The sequence below is a fragment of the Cryobacterium sp. TMT2-4 genome (assembly GCF_004402575.1).
GTDB lineage: Bacteria > Actinomycetota > Actinomycetes > Actinomycetales > Microbacteriaceae > Cryobacterium > Cryobacterium sandaracinum.
The window spans coordinates 37,602-51,586 of the sequence record NZ_SOGE01000030.1; the positions used below are offsets into that span (position 1 = coordinate 37,602).

Sequence of the window (13,985 nt, forward strand, 5' to 3'; positions counted from 1 at the left end):
AGCTGCCGAGACCCGGCACGGATGCCGCAGCGCTGCATCCGCAGCACCGCCCACACAAAGGAGTCCCGCATGAAGATCGTTGTCACTGGTGGAAGCGGAAAGCTCGGCCGGACCGTCGTGACGTACCTCGTCGCCGAGGGTCACGAGGTACTGAACCTCGACCGCGACGGTGCCCGCAGCCACGATCTGGTGGTCGTGGACCTCACAGACTACGGCCAGGTCGTCGACGCGGTCCTCGGTGTCGATGACCGGCATAGCGGGTTCGACGCCATCGTGCACCTGGGCGCGATCCCGGCTCCCGGCCTGGTTCCCGACGTGGCCACGTTCCACAACAACATCCTCTCCACCTACAACGTGTTCCAGGCGGCCCGGCGGGCGGGCATCAAGAAGCTGGTCTACGCGTCCAGCGAGACTGTGCTCGGTCTCCCGTTCGACATCGACCCGCCCTATATTCCCGTAGACGAGGAGTACCCGGCCCGGCCCGAAAGCACCTACTCGCTGGTGAAGCACCTCGAGGAGCAGCTGGCGATCCAGCTCACCCGCTGGGATCCCGAACTCAGCATCACGGCTCTGCGCTTCTCCAACGTGAAGGACCCGGAGGACTACGCGGCCTTCCCCGCCTTCGACGCCGACGCCACCCTGCGCAAGTGGAACCTGTGGGGCTACATCGACGGCCGTGACGGCGCCCAGGCCGTGCTGCGGGCATTGCAGAACGCGAAGCCGGGCTTCGAGGCGTTCATCATCGCCGCCGCCGACACGGTGATGAGCCGGCCGAACGCCGAGCTGGCCGCCGAGGTCTTCCCCGGCGTCGAACTCCGGGAGGTCGGCGAGAATGACACCTTGCTCTCCATCGACAAGGCCCGACGGATGCTCGGCTACGCACCGCAGCACAGCTGGCGCGACCACGTGTAGCCGTTTCAGCCGATGAAGCAACGGATGCCCCCACCCGGCCGGGCAGGGGCATCCGTCTTTTCGGTGCTGAGTGGCGTGCGGCTAGTTGGTGACCGCCACGAACGCCCGGGAGAACGACCACTGCGGGTTGCTCACCCCGGAGCACATGTACGCGGCGATCCCGCCGGTGCACGGCTGGTCCCGGGTCATTTCCCACCAGCCGAGGTAGTTCAGCGCGTTCGCCTTGGCGAACTTGCCGACCTTGGTCGTGTCGGTGAGCGAGCAGACCTCTCCCGTGTCGTTCAGCCCGATCATCGGCGTGATGCCGATCATGGACAGGCGCTGGGCGTCGGTCAGGCCGGTGTAGCGTCTCGTCCCGAACGAATTCGACGGAGATTCTGCCCAAATTGCCCCAAAACAGCCCGAAAACCGGATTTTTCCTTAAGATCTCCGTCGAATTGGTTCGGCCCTCCGGGCGTAATACAACCGCGCGATACAACCGCGCGAGACAACCAATGGCGGAGGACTCAGTGCACCTTGAGCGACAGCAGCTGCGGTCCGCCCGGTGAGCCCACGCTGAGGCCGGCCCACGAAACGAGGGTCCAACCGTCTTCGGGAGAGCCGGACAACTCGACCATCCCCGTGTTCTCGAGGTCGGTCGTGCCCGCGAACAGGGGCGACACATTGCTGGCGCGGGCCGCGGTCCACACGCGGATCGCCGCGCCGTGGCTGAACACCGCCGCCGTGTCGGCACCGGCGGCGGCAGAAGCGATATCGGCGTCGAACCGGGAGAAGAAGCTGTTCCCGTCCAGGCCTTCGGGCATCCTGGCCGCGAGGTCCCCGGTGACCCAGGTCAGCACGGTTTCAAAATAGGTGCGAATGGATGCCCGGTCGCTAAGCCCCTCGAGCGCGCCCGCTTCGATCTCGTGCAGCCCGGTGGCCACCTGAACGTCGAGCTGCAACGCGGTCGCCAGCGGCTCGGCCGTGAGCCGGGTGCGTACGAGCGTCGACGCGAAGATGGCGTCGATGGACTCGAGGCGCAGGGCATCCGGAATCACTGAGGCCTGCCGGAACCCGAGCTCGGTCAGGCCGGGGCCAGGGTGAGCGGTGTCGAGCTGACCGAGCACATTGGCGGGCGTCTGGCCGTGACGGATCAGAAAGAGTCGCATTGTGACACCAGCATAGGCATCGGGCCTGGCGAGAGCCCGCAGGGTGAGATCGTCGCCGCCGAGGGTGACAGCATGGGAGGAGTAAACAGTGCATCCACGAGAGGGAGAAACCCCATGACGATCATCAAAATCAACGCCATCACGGTGCCCGGCGACAACGGCGACGAGCTGGCCCTCCGGTTTGCCGCCCGAGCCGGTGCGGTCGACGACCGACCGGGTTTCGAGGGTTTCGAACTACTCAAGCCGACGGATGGTCGCAGCACTTGGCTGGTCGTCACCCGCTGGGCCGACGAGGAGTCCTTCCAGGCTTGGCTGACCTCGCCGTCTTTCGCGCAGGGTCACCGCGGCGACGCCCCGACGGAGGGCGAAGCACCGGCCCGGCCCATGGGCATCAGCAGCGAGCTGTGGTCCTACAAGATCGCCGGCGGCTCGCCGGCCTGACGCAGTCGCGTCCCCTGCGGTGCCCGAGGCCACGGCGCGTTACACGGAGCTGCGCGGCGGGCGGCCCGGTCGAGCTGGGTCGATGAGCGAACCCCGTGCACACGACGCCCTGCACACCGACGCCGTGCGACCGATGCGGGCCCAGGCTCTGCTGGATGCGTTGAACGTCCAGGTCGTCATCGCCGACGGCGCCATGGGCACCATGCTGTAGGACGGGCCTACGTCGAGGAGGACCGTGCCGAATTGTTCGACGGCACGGTGCGCCACGCGCGGGATGCCTTCGAGGGGTTGGCGGTGATGGAGCCGCTGGTCGCCGTCGCGCGGGGCGCCGACCCGGAATCCGTGGGTCTGCCGCCGCTCAAAAAGCGCATCCACAAGCGCAGTCTGCTCACCGTCACGGAGCCGGACGCCATGCCGGCCCGCTCCGATGTGGTCGCCGACAACCCCGTGCCCGTTCCGCCGTTCTGGGGCACCCGCATCGTCAAGGGGATCGCGCTGGCCGAGTACTCCACGTTCCTCGACGAGCGGGCCACGTTCATGGGGAAGTGGGGTCTGAAGCCCAGCCGCGGCGACGACGGCAAGAGCTACCAGCATCTGGTGGACACCGAGGGCCGACCCCGGCTGCGCTACTGGCTCGACCGCATCCTCGCCGAGGGCATACTCGACGCCTCCGTCGCCTACGGCTACTTCCCGGCCTCAAGCGAGGGCAACGACCTCGTCGTGCTGCACCACGGCGACGACCCGTCGGGCGTGCTGGGGGTCGCCGGCCTGCCCGCCCCCGACGGCGGCTCCGGCGGCACCGTGGATTCCGAACGCCTGCGATTCGTTTTCCCCCAGCAGCGGCGCGACCGGCACCTGTGCCTGGCGGACTTCGTTCGCCCACGCGAATCCGGCCAGACGGATGTCGTCGCCCTCCAACTGGTCACGGCCGGAGCGAACGTCGACACGGTCACGGCAAAGCTCTTCGCCGAGAACAGATACCGCGACTACATGGAGCTCAACGGGCTGACCATGCAGCTCACCGAGGCGCTGGCCGAATACTGGCACTCCCGGGTGCGGGAGGAGCTCGGCCTGGGTGCCGAAGACCCGGTCGAACTGGCCGGCATGTTCAAGCTCGAGTACCGCGGCACCCGGTTCTCGCTGGGCTACCCGGCCTGTCCCGAGATGGAGGACCGCCACACGGTCGTCGAACTACTCAGGCCTGAGCGGATGGGTGTGGTGCTGTCGGAGGAGCTGCAGCTGCACCCGGAGCAGTCGACGGATGCGTTCGTGTTCCACCACCCGGAAGGGAAGTACTTCTCGGTGTAGCCGGTGTAGCCGGTGTAGCCGGTGTAGCCGGTTCGGCCTCGGGTGGTCGGGCGGCCCTGCCTGGCCGGCCCAGCTTCGCTCGGCGGAGAGCGGCCAGTGCGGCCGGGCCTACCAGCACGATCCCGACCGTGGTGGTGATGGCGCGCACGGTGTCCCAGGTGAGGGTCGACGTTACGAGCGTGTACAGGGCGAAGGAGGCGAGGTTCTCGCCGAGCGTGGCGTCGGCCGCATAGGAGATGTCGGTGCCCGAGCCCACCGCGAACGGCCAGAACCAGAGGTTCATCACCAGTCCGAAGAGGTAGGACGCCACGATGCCGTAGGCCACGAGCATCGCGATCTCGAGGCGGGCCGCGCCGATATGTGCGGAACGGATGCGCGGCAGCAGCGCCGCCCCGGCTCCCACCCAGCCGCAGGCGAACATCTGGAACGGGGTCCACGGGCCGAACCCACCCCACAGGGCCGAGGACACCGCGATGGTGAGCAGGCCGAGCAGGAACCCGAAGCGGGCCCCGTAGGCGCGACCGGCCAGGATCAGCAGGATGAACACGGCCTCGACGCCGCCGACGCCGGTGCCCGCGATGCGCACGGCGGCGCCGACCGCGGAGAGCACCCCCAGCAGGGCCACGGTCTTGGCCGTGTACATCTCCCCGTCGAGGGTGAGAGCGAGGGCCACGATCAGGGCCGGCACGAGCGCGAAGGCCACGACCGGCGCGGCCGACTGGGCGTTCTCCGGCAGCGCCGAGGCGAAGAACGGCCAGGCGAAGCCGGCGGCCGCGAGGATACTGCCGCCGCCGAGCACCCAGGCGGTCCAGCCCGTCCAGCCGGTGCGCCTCATGACCGCACCGGTTCCGGTTCGGTGAGCAGGCCGGCGGCCATGATGACCATCTTCGTCGCCAGGGACCGGGCGAAGTCGCGGTCGTGGGTAGCGAACAGGACCGCCGACGTGTCACTCGAGGCGCGCACTAGCGCGGCGGCGACGATCGCCCGGGCCTGTGGATCGAGGCCGCGCGTCGGTTCGTCCACCAGCAGCACCCGCGGCTCGGCGGCCAGCTGGATGGCCATCACGAGGCAGAGGCGTTCGCCGGCCGAGAGGTCCCGCGGATGCCGCCGCATCAGGTGCGCCGCCTCCGCCATGGTGCCAAGCCCGAGTAGGTTCGCGAACCGGAGCGCGGTTCCCTTCCCGGCCGGGGGCTTCAGCCGGCGGTCGGCCCGGCGGCACTCCTCGGCCACCGTGACGGCGAAGAGCAGATCGTCGAAATTCTCCGGCACCAGGGCCACAGCCGTGCGGCGGTATCGGGGGCGCAGCTGCGCCACGTCCCGCCCGGCCACGAGCACGCTGCCTCGCGTCGCCGAAAGGGCGATCGCGCGCAGCAGGCTGCTCTTGCCCGCGCCGTTCCGACCCTCGAGCGCCACCAGGTCGCCCGCGTAGAGGTCCAGCGACACATCGTCGACCGCCCGCTCGCTCCCGTGCAGAACCGTGAGGTGACGGATACTCGCGAGCGGCCCCGCAGGCCCGGTGGCGGAGGTGGTCAGGGTGCTCTGACCCTGCTGTGCTGCCTGCTCCGCCGCCTGCTCCGCCGCGACCAGCGCACTCGGCCGCTCGCCCGGGCCGAGCGCATGCACGCGCGCACCGCGGAGCTCGAGCCAGGCATCCGCCGAATTCGACCACTCCCGGGTGTTGTGCTCGGCGACCACGACGCAGACCTGGGTCTCGTGGGCCAGGCGGTCGAGCACCTGCACCACGCGCTCCCGGGCCGGGGTGTCGAGATCGGCCAGAGGTTCGTCCACGAGCAGCAGGATCGGCTGGTTGACCAGGGCGGCGCCGATGGCGACGAGACTGGCCTCGCCCGCCGAGAGCTCCGAGGTGCCGCGGCCGAGCAGATGCTCGATCCCCAGCCGCTCGGCCACGTCGCGCACCCGCTGCTCCACGAGGACCGGTGCGATGCCGCGCACCGCGAGGGCGAAGCCGATCTCGTCCGGCACGGTTTCGGCCACGAAGGAGAGCCGCACGTTCTGGGTGACAAGTCCGACGAAGCCGGCCGTTTCGCGTGGGGGAGTGGCGGCGCGGTCGGCGCCGCCCACCTCGATCGAACCGTGCTGGGTGCCTTCGGCGAAGTGCTGGAAGAGACCGCTCATGCTGTGCAGCAGGCTGGTCTTTCCCGATCCGGTCGAACCGGCGATCACGGTCAGCGTGCCGGGAGCGAGGTCGAGGGTGAGTCCCTCGAGGTGCCAGCGCTCACCCTCGAAGCCGAGTGCGGCATCCGTCATCACGACCGGCTTCTCACACTCGCCGGCTGCCGCCCGCGTGGCGGCGAACCCGCGGGACTCCATGGACGCAGCCAGGCCGAGCGCCCGTTCCACGGTCTGCTCGAAGACCGGCACCAGCAGGGCCGGTGCCGACCGTTCGCCGCGCAACGCACTGGCCGTGCGCACCCGGCGCACCGCGTCGATCAGTGCCGGGAACGTCGCCCAGGCGATCACGAGCGACCGCGACAGGGCGCGCAGCGGGCCCCGGTTAGCGCCCCGGGCGAAGAAGCGGCGCACGTCGACGAGCGCGTTGAGCACTCCGAACCCGAGGATCACCAGAGCGAAGGGCAGCGCGCTCAGGGCGGCATTGCCGAGGCCTCCGGTCGTGACGGGCCCGAACAACGCGATGTGGTTGAACGGCCCATCGAGCGGCAGGCGCGGGAGGTCGAGCAGCAACAGGCCGCCGCCGGATGCCCCGCTGAAGGCCACCCGGTAGAGCACCCGGATGCCCACGAACGCTCCGGCAAGCAGCGCCGCCGAGCGCAGGGGGGGAAACCGGAAGCGCAGCATTAGCTTCCGGGGGTGGGCGTCTCGGTGCCGGTCGTGAAGATGAGGCCGACGGACTGGCCCGGTTCCAGCTCGAGGCTGCCGAGGCCCTCCTGGGCGTACTCCCACTCCGCGTCGGCGGTGGGCTTGACCCAGAGCGCCCAGTAAGCGGCAGCGGCGGGCATGGACGCGCAGGTTTCGGTGAACGGGGTTTCGCCGGCCACCTTGATGGTTTCGTCGGCGGCCGGGCGGCCGCCCACGCGGCAGACCACCTGGTCGCCCCACTCCACGGTGCCCTCGGTTTCCACACCGGCGGTCGCCAGAACCGTGCTGGCCGTGATCGTCCCGGCGGTGGCGGTGGCGGTGTCGACGCAGTCCGTGATCTCGGGGGCGTCGAGCGCGCCGAAGTCGACGACGACGCTCACGCCGGCACAGGCCCCGTCGGCCGGAGCGGCGGTGGCGGAGGCGGCGGCAGGGGTGGTGTCGGTCTCGGGCGCGCCGGTGGTGCATCCGCTCAAGGCCAGCGCCCCCACCAGGGTCAGGGTGGGCACTGCTGTCAGCTTCATGTGCTCCAGAATACCCAGCGGCGGGTGAAGTCTGGTTCTTGTCACGCGCTGAGACGGGGGCACCGAGTGTTCACCGGGCCGACACCGGCTGGAGACCGGGAGACCTCCGGGCGTCAGCATGAGGCTCATAGATTCGATGGCGTTGTACCTACCCCCTATGAAGGAGTCGCGCCTTGCGCAAAAAGATCGCTGTCTTTGCCCTCACCGCCACCGCCACTGCCACCGCAGTCGTCGGCATCGCCCCTGCCGCGCTCGCCGCGACCGGCCCGTTCGATTTCGTGCCTCTCGCCGGTTCCGCCTACGGCATGGGCAGCACCGACTGGACCCAGCCGTACCTGCTACCGGAGGGCTTCACCCAGACCCTCGTGCACGACGAAACCGTGCTCGACGTCTACCCCGGCGTCGACGACCTGCATGACATGAACACCCAGAACGAGACCGGTGCTCAGGCCGGCCGCTTCCTCTACAACACTTACGAGGTCGGCTCGAACGGCGCCGTCTCTGTGACCGACCTGAAGACCGGTGCGGTCAGCGTCATCGCGCAACGCGCGGACTGGAACCGTCTCGATGGCATCCGCTGGACCCCCTGGGGCAGCCTCCTCGTCACGGAAGAGACCACCGGCGGCAAGGTCTTCGAACTGTTCTTCGCGAAGAACGACCCGACCACGGTCGAGCGTATCGAGGAGCGCACCGAGCTCGGAGCGCAACGTCACGAGGGCATCGACGTCACGGCCGACGGCTCCGTCATCGTCATCGACGAACTCAACGGCGGCTCAATCTTCAAGTTCGTGCCGACCGTTCGCGGCGACCTCTCCCAGGGCCGGCTGCACGCCCTCAAGATCACCGGGCTGACGGATGCCGCGCAAACGTGGAACCAGGCCACCTTCACCGAGAAGGTCGGCGCCTTCGAATGGGTGGCCCTCGACCAGGCGCAGGTGCGCGTCGACGCGGATGCCGCGGCCAACGCGGTGAGCGCCACCGAATTCGGTCGCCCGGAAGACGTCGAGATCATCGGCCAGACCCTTTACGTGGCCAACACTTCCGAGGAGCGTGTGGTCGCGATCGACCTGTCGAAGCTCACCGTCAGCAGCTTCGTCGAGGCCGGCATGAACGTGCCGGTCGAGGACAAGGCCGCCGGGGTCACCGGGTTCAACAACCCGGACAACCTTGCCGAGGGCCCCGACGGCGCCCTCTGGATCACGGAAGACAACAGCTTCAGCGACATCTTCCGGGCCGAAAAGGACCGAGACCACGACGGAGCGTCCGACAGCGTCGAGCTCTTCGCCTCGCTGACGGATGAAGGCGCCGAGACCACCGGGATCTACTTCGGCAAGAACCCGAAGGAGCTGTTCGCTACGGTGCAGCACCCCGACAAGGACCTCGCCGACGGCATCTGGAAGATCACGCGCGACTAGCCTCACCCCGGAGGCAGGCTACTGCAGCGCCGAGGTCAGCTGCGCGAGGCCGTCGAGCACGGTCTTGCTGTGGGGCTCGTTGTTCCAGTCCGACAGCGTCAGCTCCCGGCTCACCTTCCGGTAGCCTGCCTCCACCTCCCGCATCCGGTCAACGAACGTGCGCCCACGCACCATCAGGGAAGTATCGAAGTGCCGCGTCGTCAAGAAGCCGGCATGAATGTAGCGCGGGTGAGGCGCGGAGGTGCTGGCAGCCTCAGTTCTGCGACAACCCGCGGGTGCCCGGCAGTTCCTCGCTCGACACCGAGCTGAGCAACAGGCTGGTCTCGCTGTTGAGCACGCCCTCGATCGAGCGCACCTGCCCGAGCAGCCGGTCGAAGTCGGCCAGGGTGTCGGTGCGCAGCTCGGCGACGAGGTCCCAACCGCCGTTGGTCGAGTGCAGGGCCTTCACCTCCGGAAAGCCGCGAAGGGCGTGGATCACCTTCGTGATTGCGCGCCCCTCCACTTCGATCAGGGTGATGGCCCGAATCGAGTTCGGGTCGCGGTCCTCCCTGATCCGCACGCCGAAACCCACGACGGTTCCCGAATCGGTCAGCCTCTTGAGCCTGCTGTTGACCGTGGACCGGGTGACACCGAGGTCGCGGGCGAGGCTGGCCACGGGCTCGCGGCCATTCACGCGGAGGACGGAGAGCAGGCGGCGGTCGAGGTCATCGAGGGGATACATTGCACATAGTGTATGTATATTGAGCGCACAATGCATAGTCATCTGGACAGAATGCGGCAATAATCAAATGGCGGCTGCACATCGCCCATGCATATGGTTGTAAACCTGAACGAGGGGAGACGCACGTGGTGCGCTTTGTAGACGTAGGAAACATCAACCGCTGGGCCGCCGCGACGGGTGTGGAACGCATCCTCACGGACATGGTCGAGTACCTCGAACGGGACTTCCGCCGCTGGCCTACCTTCGACAAGGCGCCGCGCGTGGCCAGCCACTCACCGCTCGGCGTGATCGAACTCATGCCCACGAGCGACGGCGTCACCTACGGCTTCAAGTACGTCAACGGTCATCCGTCGAACCCGTCGCGGGGCCTGCAGACCGTCACCGCGTTCGGCGTCCTCGCCGACGTGCAGAGCGGCTACCCCACCTTCTGGTCCGAGATGACCGTGCTCACGGCCTTCCGCACCGCCGCGACCTCGGCCATGGTCGCGCGCGCGCTCGCCCGCCCCGACGCCCACACCATGGCCATGATCGGCACGGGCACCCAGTCGGAGTTCCAGGCGCTCGCCTTCCGTGGGCTCCTCGGCATCAACCGGCTCCGCGTCTGGGACACCGATCCCGATGCCATCGCCAAATTCGTGCGCAACCTGGCTCCGCTCGGTTTCGAGATCATGGTCGCCACCGGGGCGACGGATGCCGTGACCGGCGCCGACATCATCACGACCTGCACCGCGGACAAGGCGAATGCCACCGTACTCACCGACGCCATGGTCGGCCCCGGCGTGCACATCAACGCCATCGGCGGCGACTGCCCGGGCAAAACGGAGCTCGACGCGGGCATCCTGCACCGCGCCGACGTCTTCGTGGAATTCACCGCGCAGACCCGTATCGAGGGCGAAATCCAGCAGATGCACCCCGAATTCCCGGTCACCGAGATCTGGCAGGTGCTCCTCGGCGAGGCCGCCGGCCGCACCTCGGCAGAGCAGATCACGGTCTTCGACTCCGTGGGCTTCGCCATCGAGGACTTCTCGGCGCTCCGCTTCCTGCAGGATGCCGTCGACCAGACCTCGTTCTACACCGATATCGACCTCGTCGCCGACCCCGATGACCCGAAAGACCTCTTCGGTCTGGTCACCGCGGGCGCGCCCGTCCTCGTCTGACCCCGGTGTCCGTGCAGGCCCCATCGGCCGTGGTGCTCATCCGGCCACATTTCTTCTCGCCGAACCCCGAGACGGCCCATGACAACGCTTTCCAGTCACGGGACGCCGGGCACGACGCCGCCCTGGTGGCCGAGGCCGCCTACGCCGAGGTGACCCAGGTAGCAGGCACCCTGGAGGCGCAGGGCATCGCGGTGCACCTGTTCGATGACGACGGGCCGGGCCGCCCCGACAGCGTGTTCCCCAACAACTGGATCTCGACCCACGCCGGGGGTCACGTGGCGCTCTATCCGATGCACGCGCCGAACCGGCGCACCGAGCGCCGGGGTGACATCGTCGAGATGCTCAAGCAGCGCTACCGCGTGCAGGATGTCGTCGACTACTCCGGTCTCGAACTCGACGACGTCTTCCTCGAGGGAACCGGCGCCATGGTTCTCGACCATGCGGCGCGCATCGCCTATGTGGCCCGGTCGCGGCGGGCCGACCCGATCGCGCTCGAACGGTTCTGCACCAACTTCGGCTACGAGCCCATCGTCTTCGACGCGTCTGACGAGAACGGCACGCCGATCTACCACACCAACGTCATGATGTGCATCGCCACGGACTTCGCCCTGGTCGGTCTCGACCTGATCGAGTCGCCGGCCCGGCGCAGCCACGTCGTGGAGCGCCTGGCGGCGCAGGATCGGCAGGTGCTCGCCCTCGACCGCGATCAGATCCGCAACTACGCCGGCAACGCGATCGAACTGCACGGACGGAACGGACGAATGCTGGCGCTCTCCCGCCGCGCCCTCGGCAGTCTGACTGCCGAGCAGCGCCGGATCATCGAGCAGAGCTGCACGATCCTGCCGCTTGACGTGCCCACGATCGAACTCGCCGGCGGCTCAGTGCGGTGCATGCTCGCCGGGATCCACCTCGACCGTCGTGCTGCGTTCACCAGTCAGGCGGCCGCGGCCGCCTGAGGGCTCAGGCGTTCGACGCTAGAGGCATTCGTCCGGATGGATGCTCCTGGTTGAAGCCCGGCGGTTGCGTACGCGAAACCAATCCGTGGGGTGTGGCTTCGGGAGGATCTTCGCGACCGCGAGTGCGGCGAACATGACCGTATTGATGGCGACGAACGCCGCAAGGATGGCGAATTCGTCCGATTGGAGCACCGTTGACGGAAGGAGGATTCCGACCGGAACCAGGGCGTGGAGAGCATCAACCATGATGGATCAGGCCACCCTTTGCAGTTCGTCGTTGGGTGCGGAGCGGATGACATGGCCCCACTGTGCCTGCCGGCCCAGGGTGATGTCGATGATCCCCTTGACAAAGACGAGGTCTAGGAACACATCGAAGATCAGCTCGGGGAAAAGCGTGAGCGCCTGCAGGCGTGCCCGTAGACCGCCCGCCCAGACCGACACGACACGTTCGGCGATGAAAACAAGACCGAGGCCAGCCCGAACGGAAACCAGACCCACGAATCGATCGCCAGAAGCGTCACAAGCATGAGCAGCAGGAACGCGCTGAGCGCGATGAAGCTGTAGCCCAGGCCCAACTGCTGGGCCCAGTACCGGAAGGTGAAGGGTGAGACGCCGCATGCCCCGATGTTCTCCAACGCGCCCCGTTGCCAGCGCAGGCGTTGTACCCACAGAGTGCGAACGGTTGGCATTACCTCGGTGACCACCGTGCACTTTGAGGGAGAGATGATGAGCGCTCCCAGCGACTTCAGGGCAATGGTGAGTTCGTTGTCTTCCGTGAGCGCGGCGGTGTCATAGACATCCCCGCTGGCCCCGGCGACGGCGACTGTCACGGGAGTACCGAATGTACTCGTTGCGCTGGAACTGACCGAGAAGCCCCAAACCTTCCTCTCCGGAGAACAACCCACCGACCGCCATCAGCGCACGATCGCTGGTGAAGCGACCAACGGCGGCTTCCAGAAAGCCGTCGTCGAGACGTGTGTCGGCATCCAGGACCATGATGAGGTCGTTGTCGCCCTGGCCCGGTAAGAGCACCTTCAGGATTTGATTGAGCGCCCCGGCTTTCTTGAATGTGTTCCGGCGAGATTCGAAGATCTCCACCCCCAGCGATCGGGCAATGTCGACGGTCCCGTCGGTGCAGTTATCCGCCACGACCACGACGCGTTCCGGGCGGTGCGACTGGGCGAGCAGCGATGACAGTGTCGCGAAGATCGATGTCTCTTCGTTGTGCGCGGGCACCAGAACGGTCACGGTCACGGCGCCGGCGAAGACTCCGCGCGTTCTTGCCATCGCGATTCCCGCCGAGAGGGGAGTGGTGCGCTGGTTCAAAGACCGACGGGCCTTGCTCGACGTTCCTCGTTCGAGCATCGCAATTCCTGCGGCGACGACAAACCAACAAACCAGAGGAGGGCCGCTGCACCTCCAGCCACAAGCCCGATGACGACGCCGACGCCGCGATCGAAAGTCTTTGCCCCGATGAGCGCAGATCAGCAGAGCAGGGGGACCTCGACCCTCCCGCTGCTGCTCCCGCTCCGGAAGAACTCGATCGCCGCCTCCCGGAACGCGCGTGACGTCGGGGCGTTGAAGTGATTGCGCCCGGGGATCTCGAAGAATCCTCCGCTCGGCGTGGCCGCGGCAAGTACCTTGGAGGCCTCGAGGATGCTGTCTTTGGTCCCGGTGGCGAAGAGCACGGGCTGAGTCGGCGCGTTGTCGGCGCCGGGTTGGGGGCCGCCGCGCATTCCCTCGACGAGGGCCACGAGGGCTTTGAGGTCGTTGCCGGGCAGCGCGCGGGCCATGGTCAGGTATGCCCCGGTAAGGCGGTCGGCGACCTCGGTGCCGTGCTCGATATGAGCGCGGGCATCCATGACCTTGAAGCGTCTGAGGGGGTCGCCGTCGGGTATGCCGCCGAGCACGGCCCGCGAGATGCGTCCCTCCAGTTCGCGGGCGGCCTGCCAGCCCACGCGGGCGCCGAGGGAGTATCCCGCGTAGGCGACCTCGTCGAGCAGGTAGGCGTCGAGTACCTGCAACACGTCGTCGACCAACGCCTCCATCGTGTAGTCGGCGGGGGAGCGGGGCTTGTCGCTCAGGCCGTGCCCGCGCTGGTCGATCGCGATCAGGTGGAAGCCGGCGCGGATGAGATCGCGCGTCCAGCCGGTGACGTGCCAATTGGCGACGGCGCTGGAGGCGAAGCCGTGCACGGCGAGCACGGTGGGGGCGCTCGAATCTCCGAATTCGTAGGTGGCCAGGTTGACTCCATCGGCCGAATAGACGAAGCGGTGCGGTGGGGCGGTGCGTTGTGACATCACGGACCATTGCATCACGACCATCCGGATTTCGGCCCACCAGGTCGACTTTTGGGCAATCCCGCCACCCTGCTTTGCCAGTGCTTTGCCAGCTAAAAATGAGGATATGTCCAGAAATCCCGGGCAGTCTTGAAGGTTCGCCCGGCCGGGTCCCCGACCGAGGAACGTCGAAAAAGAAGCGTGAGCGCAGCCGCGCGCGATTCGCCCAGTGAAAGTTATGCCAAACTCAGACTCGTCTTCCCCTTTGTCCGTCCTTTTCCCCAGTTCA

At 67.7% G+C, this 13,985-nt stretch carries 17 protein-coding genes and 1 pseudogene; 7 read left to right on the forward strand and 11 right to left on the reverse strand.

The annotated features are described in order from the left end of the window. The first annotated feature begins 69 nt into the window (after positions 1-69). Positions 70-912, forward strand: a complete 843-nt coding sequence (locus tag E3O54_RS09310) for an NAD(P)-dependent oxidoreductase (protein ID WP_134374450.1) — start codon at positions 70-72, stop codon at positions 910-912. An 81-nt stretch (positions 913-993) separates the two neighbouring features. On the opposite strand, the gene E3O54_RS09315 is transcribed toward E3O54_RS09310, so the two are convergent. Together E3O54_RS09315 and E3O54_RS09320 are read right to left on the reverse strand one after the other, a co-directional pair. Then, complete coding sequence (locus E3O54_RS09315) at positions 994-1,224, reverse strand: hypothetical protein (protein WP_104101473.1); 231 nt, start codon at positions 1,222-1,224, stop codon at positions 994-996. Positions 1,225-1,418: 194 nt separating this feature from the next. Beyond that, positions 1,419-2,060, reverse strand: coding sequence for a histidine phosphatase family protein (locus E3O54_RS09320; protein WP_134342382.1), 642 nt, complete (start codon positions 2,058-2,060; stop codon positions 1,419-1,421). Positions 2,061-2,174: 114 nt separating this feature from the next. Between E3O54_RS09320 and E3O54_RS09325 the strand changes: the two genes are divergently transcribed. From E3O54_RS09325 to E3O54_RS09330, 3 genes and pseudogenes are all read left to right on the forward strand, one after another. Further along, a complete protein-coding gene (locus E3O54_RS09325; RefSeq protein ID WP_134401462.1) occupies positions 2,175-2,501 on the forward strand; it encodes an antibiotic biosynthesis monooxygenase in 327 nt (108 codons plus the stop codon). Positions 2,502-2,583: 82 nt separating this feature from the next. Beyond that, a complete protein-coding gene (locus E3O54_RS17165; protein WP_255570307.1) occupies positions 2,584-2,712 on the forward strand; it encodes a hypothetical protein in 129 nt (42 codons plus the stop codon). After that, positions 2,697-3,809, forward strand: a pseudogene (locus tag E3O54_RS09330) (vitamin B12 dependent-methionine synthase activation domain-containing protein); the annotation flags it as partial. The gene E3O54_RS17165 and the pseudogene E3O54_RS09330, both read left to right, overlap by 16 nt. Here E3O54_RS09330 and E3O54_RS16925 read toward each other — a convergent pair. The 3 genes from E3O54_RS16925 to E3O54_RS16340 are packed head-to-tail and all read right to left on the reverse strand — an operon-like array spanning position 3,697 to position 7,168. Continuing rightward, positions 3,697-4,644, reverse strand: a complete 948-nt coding sequence (locus E3O54_RS16925) for an ECF transporter S component (RefSeq protein WP_241976836.1) — start codon at positions 4,642-4,644, stop codon at positions 3,697-3,699. The pseudogene E3O54_RS09330 and the gene E3O54_RS16925 overlap by 113 nt on opposite strands. Next, positions 4,641-6,626, reverse strand: coding sequence for an ATP-binding cassette domain-containing protein (locus tag E3O54_RS09335; protein WP_241976837.1), 1,986 nt, complete (start codon positions 6,624-6,626; stop codon positions 4,641-4,643). The genes E3O54_RS16925 and E3O54_RS09335 overlap by 4 nt, the downstream gene beginning before the upstream one ends. Further along, positions 6,626-7,168, reverse strand: a complete 543-nt coding sequence (locus tag E3O54_RS16340; RefSeq protein WP_166805240.1) for a hypothetical protein — start codon at positions 7,166-7,168, stop codon at positions 6,626-6,628. The genes E3O54_RS09335 and E3O54_RS16340 overlap by 1 nt, the downstream gene beginning before the upstream one ends. 173 nt (positions 7,169-7,341) lie before the next feature. On the opposite strand from E3O54_RS16340, the gene E3O54_RS09345 reads away from it, so the two are divergent. Then, positions 7,342-8,583, forward strand: a complete 1,242-nt coding sequence (locus tag E3O54_RS09345) for an alkaline phosphatase PhoX (protein ID WP_241976838.1) — start codon at positions 7,342-7,344, stop codon at positions 8,581-8,583. An 18-nt stretch (positions 8,584-8,601) separates the two neighbouring features. Here E3O54_RS09345 and E3O54_RS16345 read toward each other — a convergent pair whose 3' ends face one another. Then, positions 8,602-8,757: a hypothetical protein gene (locus E3O54_RS16345; protein ID WP_166784717.1), complete on the reverse strand. Its 156-nt coding sequence runs from the start codon at positions 8,755-8,757 to the stop codon at positions 8,602-8,604. A gap of 79 nt (positions 8,758-8,836) precedes the next feature. Beyond that, positions 8,837-9,304 (reverse strand): Lrp/AsnC family transcriptional regulator, encoded by a 468-nt coding sequence (locus E3O54_RS09350; protein ID WP_134342377.1) that lies wholly within the window; start codon positions 9,302-9,304, stop codon positions 8,837-8,839. A gap of 125 nt (positions 9,305-9,429) precedes the next feature. Between E3O54_RS09350 and E3O54_RS09355 the strand changes: the two genes are divergently transcribed. Both E3O54_RS09355 and ctlX read left to right on the forward strand, forming a co-directional pair. Next, positions 9,430-10,461, forward strand: coding sequence for an ornithine cyclodeaminase (locus E3O54_RS09355; RefSeq protein WP_104171237.1), 1,032 nt, complete (start codon positions 9,430-9,432; stop codon positions 10,459-10,461). Positions 10,462-10,466: 5 nt separating this feature from the next. After that, entirely contained in the window at positions 10,467-11,417 is a 951-nt protein-coding gene (ctlX, locus tag E3O54_RS09360) for a citrulline utilization hydrolase CtlX (protein WP_198411465.1), read from the forward strand. Positions 11,418-11,435: 18 nt separating this feature from the next. On the opposite strand, the gene E3O54_RS09365 is transcribed toward ctlX, so the two are convergent. The 4 genes from E3O54_RS09365 to E3O54_RS09375 form a co-directional block, all read right to left on the reverse strand. Continuing rightward, the gene (locus E3O54_RS09365) at positions 11,436-11,663 is read right to left on the reverse strand and encodes a hypothetical protein (protein WP_134342376.1); all 228 of its coding nucleotides are present in this window, start codon (positions 11,661-11,663) and stop codon (positions 11,436-11,438) included. Positions 11,664-11,794: 131 nt separating this feature from the next. Then, positions 11,795-12,247 (reverse strand): glycosyltransferase family 2 protein, encoded by a 453-nt coding sequence (locus tag E3O54_RS16930; RefSeq protein WP_241972982.1) that lies wholly within the window; start codon positions 12,245-12,247, stop codon positions 11,795-11,797. Next, positions 12,207-12,782, reverse strand: coding sequence for a glycosyltransferase family 2 protein (locus tag E3O54_RS16935; protein WP_241976839.1), 576 nt, complete (start codon positions 12,780-12,782; stop codon positions 12,207-12,209). Before E3O54_RS16935 ends, E3O54_RS16930 begins: the two co-directional genes overlap by 41 nt. 119 nt (positions 12,783-12,901) lie before the next feature. Beyond that, positions 12,902-13,717, reverse strand: coding sequence for an alpha/beta fold hydrolase (locus E3O54_RS09375; protein WP_241976840.1), 816 nt, complete (start codon positions 13,715-13,717; stop codon positions 12,902-12,904). Between the last annotated feature and the right edge of the window lie 268 nt (positions 13,718-13,985).